10 protein-coding genes are annotated in these 13,535 nt (G+C 72.5%); 8 read left to right on the top strand and 2 right to left on the bottom strand.

The annotated features are described in order from the left end of the window. Positions 1 to 79 precede the first annotated feature (79 nt). The 3 genes from ACOBQB_RS06210 (at position 80) to dmpI (ending at position 2,529) form a co-directional block, all read left to right on the top strand. On the top strand, positions 80 to 1,285 hold the full coding sequence (locus tag ACOBQB_RS06210; RefSeq protein ID WP_423589407.1) for a winged helix DNA-binding domain-containing protein: 1,206 nt from the start codon (positions 80 to 82) through the stop codon (positions 1,283 to 1,285). 21 nt (positions 1,286 to 1,306) lie between these two features. Next, on the top strand, positions 1,307 to 2,203 hold the full coding sequence (locus tag ACOBQB_RS06205; RefSeq protein ID WP_423589405.1) for a LysR family transcriptional regulator: 897 nt from the start codon (positions 1,307 to 1,309) through the stop codon (positions 2,201 to 2,203). A 143-nt stretch (positions 2,204 to 2,346) separates the two neighbouring features. Further along, positions 2,347 to 2,529: a 4-oxalocrotonate tautomerase DmpI gene (gene dmpI / locus ACOBQB_RS06200; protein ID WP_423589404.1), complete on the top strand. Its 183-nt coding sequence runs from the start codon at positions 2,347 to 2,349 to the stop codon at positions 2,527 to 2,529. Positions 2,530 to 3,237: 708 nt separating this feature from the next. Here the strand turns inward: dmpI and ACOBQB_RS06195 are convergent. Next, positions 3,238 to 4,044, bottom strand: coding sequence for a LuxR C-terminal-related transcriptional regulator (locus tag ACOBQB_RS06195; protein WP_423590443.1), 807 nt, complete (start codon positions 4,042 to 4,044; stop codon positions 3,238 to 3,240). A 146-nt stretch (positions 4,045 to 4,190) separates the two neighbouring features. Here ACOBQB_RS06195 and ACOBQB_RS06190 point away from each other — a divergent pair, with 146 nt between their 5' ends. The 5 genes from ACOBQB_RS06190 to ACOBQB_RS06170 all read left to right on the top strand — a co-directional run bounded on the left by ACOBQB_RS06190 (position 4,191) and on the right by ACOBQB_RS06170 (position 12,450). Beyond that, on the top strand, positions 4,191 to 5,732 hold the full coding sequence (locus ACOBQB_RS06190) for an AMP-binding protein (RefSeq protein ID WP_423589402.1): 1,542 nt from the start codon (positions 4,191 to 4,193) through the stop codon (positions 5,730 to 5,732). A 417-nt stretch (positions 5,733 to 6,149) separates the two neighbouring features. Next, entirely contained in the window at positions 6,150 to 6,377 is a 228-nt protein-coding gene (locus ACOBQB_RS06185) for a type A2 lantipeptide (protein WP_399935833.1), read from the top strand. 106 nt (positions 6,378 to 6,483) lie between these two features. Further along, positions 6,484 to 7,290 carry an HlyD family efflux transporter periplasmic adaptor subunit gene (locus ACOBQB_RS06180; protein ID WP_423589400.1) on the top strand — a complete coding sequence of 269 codons (807 nt, stop codon included), beginning with the start codon at positions 6,484 to 6,486 and terminating at the stop codon, positions 7,288 to 7,290. A gap of 38 nt (positions 7,291 to 7,328) precedes the next feature. Next, positions 7,329 to 9,578 (top strand): NHLP family bacteriocin export ABC transporter peptidase/permease/ATPase subunit, encoded by a 2,250-nt coding sequence (locus ACOBQB_RS06175; protein WP_423590441.1) that lies wholly within the window; start codon positions 7,329 to 7,331, stop codon positions 9,576 to 9,578. Positions 9,579 to 9,597: 19 nt separating this feature from the next. After that, a complete protein-coding gene (locus ACOBQB_RS06170) occupies positions 9,598 to 12,450 on the top strand; it encodes an NHLP bacteriocin export ABC transporter permease/ATPase subunit (RefSeq protein ID WP_423590439.1) in 2,853 nt (950 codons plus the stop codon). Position 12,451: 1 nt separating this feature from the next. Here ACOBQB_RS06170 and ACOBQB_RS06165 read toward each other — a convergent pair whose 3' ends face one another. Then, positions 12,452 to 13,471, bottom strand: a complete 1,020-nt coding sequence (locus ACOBQB_RS06165) for a DUF5954 family protein (protein ID WP_423589399.1) — start codon at positions 13,469 to 13,471, stop codon at positions 12,452 to 12,454. Positions 13,472 to 13,535 lie beyond the last annotated feature (64 nt).

Here is a 13,535-nt window from a genome sequence, read left to right as displayed (position 1 = left end):
CGTGACGGCGACGCGAACCGCGCCGCTCTCCCCGGATTGCGGACCGTAGCTGTCCGCAAGGACCGCTAGCGTCAGCTCCATGACCAAGACGACCGGGGCCCGGGCCCTGACCGGCGGCGACGCCCTCGTACGCGGCGACGCCCCCGTGCTGGGCAGGCGCGCGCTCAATCGTGCCACGCTCGCACGGCAGCTCCTCCTGCGCCGCTCCCGCGAGCTGTCCGTCAAGGACGCCGTCACCCACCTCGTCGGGCTCCAGGCGCAGAACGTCAAGCCGCCCTACTACGCCCTCGCCGCGCGCCTCGCGGACTTCGACCCGCGCGAGCTGTCCGCGCTCCTGGAGTCGCGCGAACTGGTCCGCATGGTCACGCTGCGCTCCACCATTCACCTGCACACCGCCACCGACGCCCGCACCCTGCGGCCGTTCGTACAGGACGCCCTCGTACGCGAGCTGAACCTGTTCCGCCGCGGCCTCACCGGTGTCGACCTGGGCGAACTCGCCGAGGCCGCGCGCGAGGCCGTCGAGGTCGAGCCCCGCACCATGAAGCAGCTGCGCGAGGCCCTGCTCGTCCGGTGGCCCGACGCCGACCCGCAGGCCCTGGCGATCGCCGCCCGCTGCACGCTGCCGCTGGTCCAGGTGACCCCGCGCGGGCTGTGGCGGCGCGGCGGACAGGTCGCGCTCACCACCGTCGGCAAGTGGCTCGGCCCCGACACAGAAGCGGGGGCGGGCGTGGACGCGGACGTCACGCGGGGGGCGGTCGCCGAGGACGTCGTGCTGCGCTATCTCGCCGCCTTCGGGCCCGCCTCCGTCAAGGACATGCAGACCTGGGCGCGGCTCACCCGCATGCGGGAGGTCTTCGAGCGCCTGCGGCCCCGGCTGCGGACGTTCCGCGACGAGAACGGCGTCGAGCTCTTCGACCTGCCCGACGCGCCGCGCCCCGACGCGGACAGCCCGGCCCCGCCCCGCTTCCTTCCCGAGTTCGACAACCTCCTCCTCTCCCACGCGGACCGGACCCGCGTCGTGCCCGCCGAGTACAAGGGGCGCATGTGGAAGGGAAACTTCGCGTACTGCGTCTTCCTGCTCGACGGGTTCCTCGCCGGTGTGTGGCGGCTGGTGGAGGACGACAGGCGCGGGGAGGCCGTGCTGACCATCGAGCCGTTCGGCAGCACGGGGCGCAGCGAGCGGGAGGAGCTGACGCGCGAGGCCGAGCGGATGCTGACGCGGATCGCCGGGACGGAGGCCCGGCCCTCGTACGACATCCGGTTCGGGGCCGTCGTCGACCGCTGACGCCCGCCTAGGCTTCTCCGCATGGAACTGCGGCAGCTCAGCTACTTCGTGACCGTCGCCGACGAGCTTCACTTCGGGCGCGCGGCCGAGCGGCTGCACATCGTCCAGTCCGCCGTCAGCCAGCAGATACGGCGCCTTGAGCGGGAGTTGGGCGCGGCGCTCTTCGACCGTTCGCCCCGTCATGTGCGGCTCACCGGGGCGGGGGAGCGGCTGCTGCCCGAGGCGCGTGCGGTGCTCGCCGCGGCCGAGCGGGCGCGGGCCGCCGTCGTCCGGCCCGCGGGGCTGCGGCTCGCGACGAGTACCGGGCTCGGGGAGCACCTGGACCGGGTCCTCGCCGAGTTCGCCGTACGGGCGCCCGGCGTGCCGGTGGAACTCGTGTCGGGGACCGTGCGCGAGCGGTTCGAACAGGTTCTCGACGGGCGGGCCGACGCGGCCTTCGTGCGGTCCGGGGAGCCCGTGCCCGGTGTGCGGATCGTGCCGCTGTGGGACGACCCGCTGGTGGCCGTCGTCCCGGCCTCGCATCCGCTGGCCGCGCGGCCGGAGCTGGACCTCGCCGACCTCGCCGCGCTACCGCTGACCATCACCGCGCGGCGCAACAACCCGGCCCTGGTCGACCTCGTCGTGGGGGCCTGTCACGACGCCGGGTTCGAGCCGCTGCCCGGGCCCGCGGGAGGTTCGTTGCAGGACACGCTCGCCACCATCGGCGCGGGCGTCGTACCGCAGTGGACGGTCGTGTACGCGGCGCACGCGCGCGTGCTGCACAGTCCGCGCGTGGCGTTCGTGCCGTTCCGCGCGCCGGGCCCCGCGTTGACCACGGGGCTCGCGGTGCGGTCCGCCGGGCCGCCGCCGGAGCTGGACGTCTTTCTCGCCGCGTGCGCGGCCGCGGCGCCCGTGACCTGCGGCGATCACGGGAACTGATCGCTGCGGTCGCCGTCTGGCCCTTGGTGGCGGGGCACGGCTGGGCTGGACTGGGGGCGTACCGAAAGCCCCGGCCGATCCGGGGCGAAGCCGCCGGTAGCCCGGTTCGCCGGGCCGCCTGCCCCACGTATGGGAGTTCCGTCATGCCGATCGTCACCGTCCAGCAGGGTCCCCGCGACGTCGAGTTGAAGCGGGAGCTGGTCAAGCAGATCACCGACGCGTTCGTGGACGCGTACCGCATCCCGGCCGAGACCGTCCACGTCTGGATCCACGAGACCCCGGCGGACAGCTGGGGCGTCGCCGGCAAGCTGACCGCCGACAAGTAGCGCCGACACGTAACGCCGCCGAACGGCAAGGGCGGGGCCCCACGAAGGCCCCGTCCCTCGGACGGCAACCAGTGTGCCTTGCGGCACCAGCCCCGCTCGCCGTTCGGCGGCAGTCGCGCCCGGTGGTGACAAAGGTGCGTGCCCTACGGTGGCAGCCTCGTCCCTCGGACGGCGACAAGCGCGGCTTGCGGCACCAGCCCCGCTCGCCGTTCGGCGACAGCCACGTCCGGTGGCGACATGGGCCGGGTGCTTTGCGGTGGCAGCCTCGTCCGTCGGGTGGCAACCAGTGCCTTGCGGCACCAGCCCTGTCCGCCGTGCGGCGACAGCCATGTCCGGTGGCGACATCAGGTGCGTGCCCTACGGCGGCTGCCCCATCCGTCATGTGGCGGCAGTCGCGCCCGGTGGTGACATGGGCCGGGTGCTTTGCGGTGGCAGCCTCGTCCCTCGGACGGCGACAAGCGCGGCTTGCGGCACCAGCCCCGCTCGCCGTGCGGCGACAGCCACGTCCGGTGGCGACATGAGGCGGGTGCTTTGCGGTGGCAGCCTCGTCCGTCGGGTGGCAACCATCGCGCTCGTCCGTCGGGTGGCAACCATCGCGGCTTGCGGCACCAGCCCCGTCCGCCGGACGGCGACAGTCGCGCCCGGTGGCGACAACAGGTGCGTGCCCTACGGTGGCAGCCCCGCCCGCCTGACAGCGACAAGTGCGCCCTACGGCAACAACCCGGCCCGCCGCGCCGCCACCACCGCCTCCAGGCGCGTGTGCGCCCCCAGCTTCCGCATGGCCGAGCGCAAATAGCCCTTCACCGTCTCGGGGCGCAGGCCGAGCCGCTGTGCCGCCACCGCGTTCGTCACGCCCGCCGCGACGCAGGCGAGGACGTCCACCTCGCGCGGGGCGAGGGCGACAGGGCGCGCGCGATCGCGTTCCGGGAGTGTCGTCGCCGACGCCAACGTGCCGCACACCGACAGGATCTCGGCGCGCAACGCGGGGTCCGCGATGCGCGGGGCCAGCGCCCGCAGCGCGCCGTGCGCCTCGCGGACCGGCTCCCACGCCCCGGGGCCCGCGACCGGCTCGCGGGCCGCCGCCAGCAGCGCCCGCACCTCATCGCGTACGACGAGAGCCCGCTCCACGTCCCGCGCCGCGGCCACCGCCACCGACAGGGCCCGGTCGCCGAGCGGCTGGGCCGCGCGCAGCGCGCCGTACAGCACGCCCCGCACCCGGTGGCGCACCACCACCGGTACCGCGAGCACCGACCGCAGGCCCTCCGTCTCGACCGCCGCGTCGTACTCGTGGCTGATGTGCCGCGAGACGCTGTAGTCCGTGACCGCGCACGGCCGTGAGAGGGCGAGCGCCTTGCCGCCGAGGCCGTTGCCCGACGAGACCGCAAGCCCGTACAGCGCACGCGTCTCCGTGCCGCTCAGCTCGCCGATCCGCACCTGGCGCTGCCCCTCGACGAGTCCTGCGAAGGCGATCGGGAGCCCCGTGCCGCGGCGCAGCCGCAGCAGAGCGGTCCGCATCTCCACCGACTCACCGCCGTCAGTCGACACGCGCCCCTCCCTCCGGCCCCAGAGCTTGCGACACCCCCGTCCGGGGGTAGTGAGACCCGCGTCATGACTCACACGATGCTACGTAGCGTTGGTTCCCGATGTCAGGAGAGAGCGCGATGCGCACACCGATGACCGTCACGGACTTCCTCCACCGGGCGGAGCTCGGCTTCGCCGCCGACCCGGGCGTGATCGACGAACCGATCCAACCCGCCCCGGTGGTGCCGGAGTCGACGTATGGGCGCCTCGGCGAGCGGGTCCGGGCCTGGCAGGCCGGTCTCGACGCGCTGGGCGTCGGCGAGGGCGAGCGGGTGGCGGTCGTCAGTCACAACTCCGCCCGGCTCCTTGAACTGCTGTTCGCCGTCCCGATGAGCGGACGGATCTGTGTGCCCGTCAACTTCCGGCTCAAGCCGGAAGAGGTCGCGTACGTCGTGCGGCAGAGCGGCGCCTCCGTCCTGCTCGTGGACCCGGAGCTGGACGACGCCCTGTCGGGCGTCAAGGCGCGCCACCGCTTCGTGCTCGGTGAGCAGACCGAGACCGAGCTGATGCGCTTCGACGTGGAGCCGCGCCCGTGGGCGAACCCCGACGAGGACGCCACCGCGACGATCAACTACACGTCGGGGACCACGGCCCGCCCCAAGGGAGTGCAGCTGACGCACCGCAACATCTGGGTCAACGGACTGACGTTCGGCCTGCACACCCGAGTGTGGGAGCGGGACGTCTACATGCACACCCTGCCGATGTTCCACTGCAACGGCTGGGGCATGCCGTTCGTGATGGCCGGGCTCGGCGTGAAGCAGGTCGTCCTGCGCAAGGTGGACGGCGCGGAGATCCTGCGCCGCGTGGAGGAGCACGGCGTCACGCTCATGTGCGGCGCGCCCGCGGTGTGGAACGCGGTCCTCGACGCGGCGGCCGCCTGGTCCGGCGAGGTGCCCGGCCGCGACCGGGTGCGGATCGTGTGCGCGGGCGCCCCGCCGCCGAGCCGGCTGATCCAGCGCGTGGAGGCCGAGCTGGGCTGGGAGTTCACACAGATCTACGGGCTCACCGAGACGTCCCCGCTGCTCACCTTCAACCGGGCCACGGCCGCGGACCTGGAGCTGCCGGCCGAGGAGCGGGCCCACAAGCTCGCCCGTGCCGGCCTGCCCGCGCTCGGCGTGCAGTTGAAGGTCTCGGACGCGGGCGAGGTCCTGGCCCGGTCCAACGTCGTGCTCGAAGGCTATTGGGGCAAGCCGGAGGAGACCGCCGCCGCGTTGGAGGACGGCTGGTTCCACACGGGCGATGGCGGCACGTTCGACGAGGCCGACGGCCATCTGACCATCTCCGACCGGAAGAAAGACGTGATCATCACGGGGGGCGAGAACGTCTCGTCGATCGAGGTGGAGGACACCATCTTCAGCCACCCCGCGGTCGCCGAGGTCGCGGTCATCGGGGTGCCGCACGAGAAGTGGGGCGAGACGATCAAGGCGTTGGTGGTCCTCGCGGAGGGCGCGACGGCGCGCGAGTCGGACATCATCGCCCACTGCAAGGAGCGGATGGCCGGCTACAAGGCGCCGACGACCGTCGAGTTCCGCGACGCCATCCCGCGCACGGCCACCGGCAAGATCCAGAAGTTCAAGCTGCGCGAGCCGTACTGGGCGGGGCGGGAGCGCGGCGTGAACTGACCGGGCATCGCCCCCGGTGTCCCCATCGGCCACGATTCGGCATGCCTTCAATGAACCTGCACACCGAATGCGCACTCCGGTCACGCCATTCACGAGGTATCCCACATGAATTCCCGTGCAGGGGGTACAGGGCGTGCTTTTCGCCGGGCCCGTGTCCGATTTGTTGAAGGGAGTCCCGTCATGCCCTCGATTTCCTTCTGTGAATCTTGTGAAGGAGCTGCCCCCGCGCGGTGAAACCGCCTGCACGCAGCGGTGATGCGAGGTCACCACCGCGGCCGACCGGTGCTCGGGCGATTGGATGTGCGAGCTGCGAACGTGCTTTGATCCTGGCCGACGCGGAATTCGCACCCCAAGTTCCGCAATGTTGGAAACACCTTTGCAACATTCATGACTTTCATGAGAAGGGCAGCTCACACCATGAACAACACCCCGCAGGTCGAGACCCTCGAAATCTCCGACGCCGACCTCGACAACGTCTCCGGCGGCCTCGTCGCCCATGTCGCGGGCAACGTCACGGGCACCGTCGACTCCATCGCCCCCGTCTCCGGCGTCGTGGCCGGTGTCGTCGGCACCGTCGAGAGCGCCACGGGCGTGAACACCGGCGTCGTCACGGGCCTGGCCTCCGGCCTGACCGCCGGTCTCTGAGCCTTCGCTCACCGAGACGCGTGATCCGTGAGCCCCGGGACCACTGGTCTGGTCCCGGGGCTCACGGACGCCACAGGCAGGCAGACGTGAGTAAGGAAAGCGTTCCGTGCAGTTCCGCCAGCAGGCCCTGTCCAAGCTGCAGTCGCCCGAGGAACTCGACCTTCCGGTGCGTTACGCCCGCCCCCAGGGCCTGCTCGTCCTCGCCGTCACCCTCGTCGTCATGGCCGCCGCGAGCGTCTGGGCGGTGACCGGCTCGGTCGCCTCGACGCTCCGGGCGCCCGGCATCCTCACCCACGGCCAGGGCAGTTACGTCCTCCAGAGCCCCGTCACCGGGCAGGTCACCGGCGTCTACGCCAAAGAGGGTGAACGGCTCGACGCGGGCGCCCCCGTGCTGAAGGTCCGTACACAGCAGGGCGACAAGGCCGTCCGCGCGATCGCCGCCGGCCGGGTGACCACCCTCCTCGCGCGGATCGGCACCGTCGTCACCACCGGCGCCGACGTCGCGGCCCTGGAACGCGTGGCGGGCACCGGCGACCCGCTCCTCGCGATGCTGTACGTGCCCGCCGACAGCGCGGCCACCGTGCCCGTCGGCGCCCCGGTCGACCTCACGGTCCAGTCCGTGCCCACTCAGCGGTACGGGACGCTGCGCGGCCATGTGAAGGCGGTCGGGCGGGCCGCGCAGACCCGGCAGAAGATCACCGGCTTCCTCGGCGACAAGGAACTGGCCGGGCAGTTCACGAAGGACGGCCCGCCCGTCGCCGTGCTCGTACGCCTCGACAAGTCCCCCGGCACCAACTCCGGTTACGCCTGGTCGACCGCCGGCGGCCCGCCCTTCACGCCGGACTCCATGACCCTGGCCACCGGCGCCGTCCACCTCGCCGAGCAGCGCCCGATCGATTGGCTGCTTCCGTGACCGCAGCACCGCATCCCTCCCCGGCACACCAGCAGCAGCTGCCGCCCCCCGGCGGCCGCCGCAGGCACCGCCCCGGGCCCCCGCGGCGCGGCCGCCGCCGCGCCGCGCCGCCGCGCCCCGCGCCGAAGGGCGGGCGGCCGAGGACCGTCCGTACCCCCACCGTGCTCCAGATGGAGGCCGTGGAGTGCGGCGCCGCCGCCCTCGCCATGGTCCTAGCCCACCACGGGCGGCACGTGCCCCTGGAGGAGCTGCGCATCGCGTGCGGCGTCTCCCGCGACGGCTCACGGGCCAGCAACGTCCTCAAAGCGGCGCGCAGTTACGGCCTCACCGCCAAGGGCATGCAGATGGAGCCCGCCGCGCTCGCCGACGTCAAGGCGCCCGCCATCCTCTTCTGGGAGTTCAACCACTACGTCGTCTACGACGGCATGGGGCGCCGCCTCGGCCGCCGGGGCGTGTACATCAACGACCCCGACAAGGGCCGCCGCTTCGTGCCCTCCGAGGACTTCGACACCAGCTTCACCGGGGTCGTCCTGGTCCTCGAACCGGGGGAGGACTTCCGGCCGGGCGGCCGCAGGCCCGGCGTCCTCAAGGCCCTCCCGGCCCGGCTGCGCGGCACCACGGGCACGATGCTCGCCGCGCTCCTGGCCAGCCTGCTGCTCGTCGCGGTCGGCGCCGCGCTGCCCGCGCTCAGCCGCACATACATCGACCTGTTCCTGATCGGCCAACAGACCTCCTTGCTGGGCGTGCTGTTCGCCTCCATGGGCGCGATGGTGGCGCTCACCGTGGTGCTGACCTGGCTGCAACAGGCGAACCTGCTGCGCGGCCGCATCATCTCCTCCACCCTCGGCAGCGCCCGCTTCTTCCGCCACCTGCTGCGGCTGCCCGTCACGTTCTACGCCCAGCGCAGCCCCGCCGACCTCGTGCAGCGCCTCGCCTCCAACGACGCGGTCGCCGAGACCCTGGCCCGCGACCTCACGGCCGCCGGGGTCGACGGCATCGTCGTACTCCTCTACGCGGCGCTGCTGTGGACGTACGATCCGCAGCTCACCCTCGTCGGCGTCGGCATCGCCCTGCTGAACGTCGTGGCGATGCGTGTCGTCATCCGGCTGCGCGCCACCGGCACCCAGAAACTGCGCGCCGACACCGCCAAACTGACCAACACCTCCTACACCGGCCTCCAGTTGATCGAGACCATGAAGGCCACGGGGGGCGAGAACGGCTACTTCCGGCGCTGGGCGGGCCAGCACGCCACCACCCTGGAGGAGCAGCAGCGCCTCGGCGTGCCGAGCGCCTGGCTCGGTGTCGTCGCGCCGACGCTGGCGACCCTCAACAGCGCCCTGATCCTGTGGATCGGCGGCCTGCGCGCGGTCGAGGGACACCTGTCGATCGGGCTGCTCGTCGCCTTCCAGGCGCTCGTCACGCGCTTCACCGCGCCCATCACCCGCCTCAACGGCGTCGCGGGCCGCATCCAGGACTTCGCCGCCGACGTCGCCCGCCTCAAGGACGTCGAGAACTTCCCCGTCGACTCGCTCTACTCCCGCCCCGAACCGGCCGCGAGCACCCGCCGCCTCAAGGGCCACGTCACCCTCGAAGACGTCACCTTCGGCTACAGCCCCCTCGACAAGCCGCTCCTGACCGGCTTCTCCCTGTCGGTGGGGCCGGGGCAGCAGGTCGCACTCGTCGGTGGCTCGGGCAGCGGCAAGTCGACCGTCTCCCGGCTCCTTTCGGGCCTCTACAGCCCGTGGGAGGGCACGATCCGCATCGACGGGCAGCGCCTGGAGGACATCCCGCGCGGCGCGCTCACCGCCTCCGTGTCCTTCGTGGACCAGGACGTCTTCCTCTTCGAGGGCACGATCCGCGACAACATCGCGCTGTGGGACCCCTCCATTCCCGACGACGACGTCGTCACCGCCCTCACGGACGCCTGCCTGTACGAGGTCGTGGCCCGCAGGCCCGGCGGCATCCACGGCCGCGTCGAGCAGGACGGGCGGAACTTCTCCGGCGGGCAGCGCCAGCGCCTGGAGATCGCGCGGGCCCTGGTCCGCCGCCCCAGCGTCCTCGTCCTCGACGAGGTGACCAGCGCCCTGGACGCCGGGACCGAACAGGTCATCATCGACAACCTGCGGCGCCGCGGCTGCGCCTGCGTCGTCATCGCCCACCGCCTGAGCACGGTGCGCGACAGCGACGAGATCGTCGTCCTCGACCACGGCCAGGTCGTGGAGCGCGGGCAGCACGAACACCTCCTCGCCGCCGGTGGCCCCTACGCCGACCTGGTCAGGGAGCACTGAGGTGACCTCGGAGCAGCACATGCACACGCAGGACCCGGCCGACCCGGTCGCCGCCTCCTTCGGCGCCCTCGGCACACCGGTCGACTGCGCGGGGCTGCGCAGCGTGCACCTGGAGGGCCCGCAGGTGCTGTGGCTCGTGGTGGCGGGCGCCCTCGACCTGTTCGCCGTCGACGTCGTGCAGCAGGGCCACTGGCACTACCTCGGCCGCCTGGAGCCCGGCGCGCTGCTCCTCGGCCCCGTCGAGGGCCCCCAGCACAGCCTCGTCGGCCGCCCCCTGGCGGGCTGCGAGCTGCGCCGCGTCCCGCTGCGCGAGCTGTACCGCCCGGACTTCGGCGACACCTGGTCCCACGAGCAGCGGTACCCCAGTCGGTACGACACCCAGTACGACTCCCAGGACACCGCCCTGAGCCTCCTGGAGCACGCCTTCGCGCTCGGCATCGGACGCGGCCACCGGGTCCTGTTCGAGGCGCCGCTCGACGGCCGCACCATGGGAGACGAGGTGGTGACCGACGACGACATCCTCTGGATGCCGGTCGCGCCGGGCAGCGTCCAGTACGGCGCCGCCTACAGCGCCGAGGCCGCGGGCGACCTGCTCGTCGACGCCGCGCTGTGGCAGCGCATGGTCAACCAGCAATACCGGCTGCTCTCCACGCTCGACCGTTGGATCGAACGCCTGGAGCGGGCCCACGAGGACCGCGCGGCGGCCGGCATCAAGGCCGGCGAGAACGTCCGCGAGCAGGCCGACCGCACCCTGATCGCCTCCATCGGCCGCTCGCGCGGGGGCGGCGCGCGCCGCACGGGATCGCGCGGCGGTGACGACGCCACGTTCGCCGCCTGCCGACTGGTCGCCGAAGCGGCGGGCATCACCCTGGCCCAAGCCGCGGACAGCGGTGCGGTGAGTGAGCGGATCGACCCGGTGGAGCGGATCGCGGTGGCCTCGCGCGTCCGTACCCGCGCCGTCCGCCTCGGCGGACGCTGGTGGCGCGAGAACGCGGGCCCGCTGGTGGGCCACCGCGCGGCGAGCGGGGCGCCGGTCGCCCTGCTGTGGCGGCGCGGCGGCTACGAAGCGGTGCACCCCACGTCCGGGCGCCGCGCCCGAGTCGACAAGAACAACGCGGACGAGTTCGAGCCGCAGGGCGTCATGTTCTACCGGCCGCTTCCCGAGCGGCCGTTGACGCCGTGGCGGCTCTTCCGCTTCAGCCTGCGGGGCACCCGGGGCGACCTGCGCGACCTCGCGCTCGCCGGACTGGTGACGGTCGCGATCGGCGCTCTCGTGCCGATCGCGACGGGACAGGTGCTCGGCGTCTTCGTCCCGAACGGCGAGAAGAGCCTGATCGTCCTGGTGTCGCTGGCCGTCATGGTCACCGGCGTCGTCTCGGCGGCGTTCATGCTGCTCCAGAACCTCACCGTCCTACGGATGGAGGGCCGCATGGAGAGCGCGCTGCAACCGGCCGTCTGGGACCGGCTGTTGAGGCTGCCCACCCGCTTCTTCGCCTCCCGTTCCACCGGCGAGCTGGCGAGCGCCGCCATGGGGGTCAGCGCCATCCGCCGCGTCCTGTCGGGCATCGGCCCCGTCGCCCTGCAAGCGAGCACGATCGGCGCGATGAACCTGGCCCTGCTGCTCTTCTACAGCGTGCCCCTCGCCCTGGCCGCGCTCGCCATGCTGGCCGTCATCGCCACCGTGTTCCTCGCGCTCGGCCTCGCCGAACTGCGCTGGCAGCGGCGCCTGGTGGAGCTCGGCAACAGGCTCAACAACCAGGCGTTCCAGACCCTGCGCGGCCTGCCCAAACTCCGCGTCGCCGGGGCGGAGAGCTTCGCGTACGCGGCTTGGGCGGGCGAGTTCGCGCGCAGCCGGGAGCTGCAACGGCGCGCGGGCCGCATCAAGAACGCGACCACCGTCCTCAACTCCGTCCATCTGCCGCTCTGTACGCTCGTCATGTTCGTCCTCCTCGCGGGCCCGGCCCGCGGCAGCCTCACCGCGGGGGAGTTCCTCACCTTCAGCACCGCCGTGACAATGCTGCTCACCTCCGTCACCCAGCTCACAGGCGCGCTGATCTCGGCGGCCGCGGTGCTCCCGATGTTCGAGCAGATCAAACCGGTCCTCGACGAGGCGCCGGAGGTGCGTGCCGGAAGTACCCAGCCGGGCGAGCTCCAGGGCGCCATCGAGGCGCGCGGCCTGTCCTTCCGCTACACCGACGACGGCCCGCTCGTCCTGGACGACGTGTCCCTGACGATCCGGCCCGGCGAGTTCGTGGCCGTCGTCGGCCCGAGCGGCTGCGGCAAGTCGACGCTGCTGCGCCTCCTGATCGGCTTCGACGAGCCGCTCTCCGGCAGCGTGCTCTACGACGGCCAGGACCTCGCCGCCCTGGACCAGGCGGCCGTACGCCGCCAGTGCGGCGTCGTCCTGCAGAACGCCCAGCCGCTCACCGGCTCCATCCTGGAGTGCATCTGCGGCGCCGAGTCCTACACACAGGAGGAGGCGTGGGAGGCCGCCGCCATGGCGGGTCTCGCCGAGGACATCAAGCGCATGCCGATGGGCCTGCACACCATGATCTCCGGCGGCGGGGCGGTCTCCGGCGGCCAGCGCCAGCGGCTGATGATCGCCCAGGCGCTGATCCGCCGCCCCCGCGTCCTCTTCTTCGACGAGGCGACGAGCGCCCTGGACAACGAGACGCAGCGCACGGTCATCGACAGCACCCGCGCCCTGAACGCCACGCGCGTCGTCATCGCCCACCGCCTGACCACCGTCATGGACGCCGACCGGGTCCTCGTCATGGCGGAGGGCCGCGTCGTGGAGCAGGGCCCGCCCGCGGACCTGCTGGCGGACCCGGACGGGCGGCTGCGGGAACTGGTCCGGCGCCAGCTGCGGTGACTCAGTCGCCGTAGTGGAGCGTGCCGTCCTCGTCCATCGTCGGGTGCATCTTCATGGGGCCGTAGGAGTCCACGTCCGAGGGGCGGGGCGGCTCCGGGCCGTCGGGGCCGAAGCGGACCAGCCGTTCCGTGCGGCAGATCCGGTACAGGGTGTCGCCCACGCGCGCCTCATGGGCGTGACCGGTGGCCTTGAACTTCTCGGCGGCCCGCGCGTGCGCCGCCTTCTCCTCGGCGTCGAACTCGTGGAACAGCGGCCAGGATTCCGTCATCGCGTCGTACAGCATCCGACGGGCGTCGTGCGGGGTGGGCATCAGGGCGGTCCGCGGTCGCCACCCCTTCTCGCCGCGCTCGGCCACGCCGAAGCCGACGGGCAGGAGAGCGATGTCGGGATGGGTGGTGACGGCCCGCTCGGAGTCCGCGCGGACGTCGGCGGGGAACCGCGCGCCGACGTAACGGAAATCCCGCAGCCCCAGCTTCAGGGCGCTGGTCATCAGCCCCGGGGTGTCCGCGGCCGGGTCGAGCGTGAAACCGGGGTCCGTGGACGGGGCGTTGTGCCGCCCGGTCCACGAACGGTCGGCCGGTTCCGGGTCCGTCGGCCGGGGCGGCTCCAGGCCGTCGGGGCCGGTGCGGGCGAACTCGTCGCCGCGCACCACGCGGTAGCGCACACCGAGGACCTCCAGCTCGTCGACCGGCTGGCGTTCGAGAACGGCGACCGCGGCCAGCAGCTCCCGGCGCACGGAGGGGTCGTCGGTGTCGTCCTTGGCCTTGAACCACAGCTCCGAGTTGAGCGCGTCCCTCGCCTGCTGGGGCATACCGTCCATGATCGGCTTCAGCACCCGCCATGAGGGTCCGACCGCGGGATCCTGCACCGCGAGACCGAAGACGGGCCCGCGGACCGCGAGATGCGGATAGCGGTACGACGCGTCGACGGCGTCGGCCTCGGTCACCAGCTCGGCGGGATCGTCGCGTCGCACCAGACCGGCGTGGAGCTGGTTGAGTCGTTGCTTCCAGTCATCACCCATGCGCACATTGTTGTGGCTCCGGGGGAGTGAACGGTCTGAAATGCCGCAAGTGATCGCAAGTGAT

It is taken from the genome of Streptomyces sp. G5(2025), assembly GCF_049542075.1.
GTDB lineage: Bacteria > Actinomycetota > Actinomycetes > Streptomycetales > Streptomycetaceae > Streptomyces.
This window is presented reverse-complemented; position numbering and strand designations above follow the sequence as displayed.

Bases quoted from the DNA above. Each gene is read 5' to 3' on its own strand.
- ACOBQB_RS06210 (WP_423589407.1), top strand. From the start codon at position 80: ATGACCAAGACGACCGGGGCCCGGGCCCTGACCGGCGGCGACGCCCTC.
- ACOBQB_RS06205 (WP_423589405.1), top strand. From the start codon at position 1,307: ATGGAACTGCGGCAGCTCAGCTACTTCGTGACCGTCGCCGACGAGCTT.
- dmpI (WP_423589404.1), top strand. From the start codon at position 2,347: ATGCCGATCGTCACCGTCCAGCAGGGTCCCCGCGACGTCGAGTTGAAG.
- ACOBQB_RS06195 (WP_423590443.1), bottom strand. From the start codon at position 4,044: ATGCGGACCGCTCTGCTGCGGCTGCGCCGCGGCACGGGGCTCCCGATC.
- ACOBQB_RS06190 (WP_423589402.1), top strand. From the start codon at position 4,191: ATGCGCACACCGATGACCGTCACGGACTTCCTCCACCGGGCGGAGCTC.
- ACOBQB_RS06185 (WP_399935833.1), top strand. From the start codon at position 6,150: ATGAACAACACCCCGCAGGTCGAGACCCTCGAAATCTCCGACGCCGAC.
- ACOBQB_RS06170 (WP_423590439.1), top strand. From the start codon at position 9,598: ATGCACACGCAGGACCCGGCCGACCCGGTCGCCGCCTCCTTCGGCGCC.
- ACOBQB_RS06165 (WP_423589399.1), bottom strand. From the start codon at position 13,471: ATGGGTGATGACTGGAAGCAACGACTCAACCAGCTCCACGCCGGTCTG.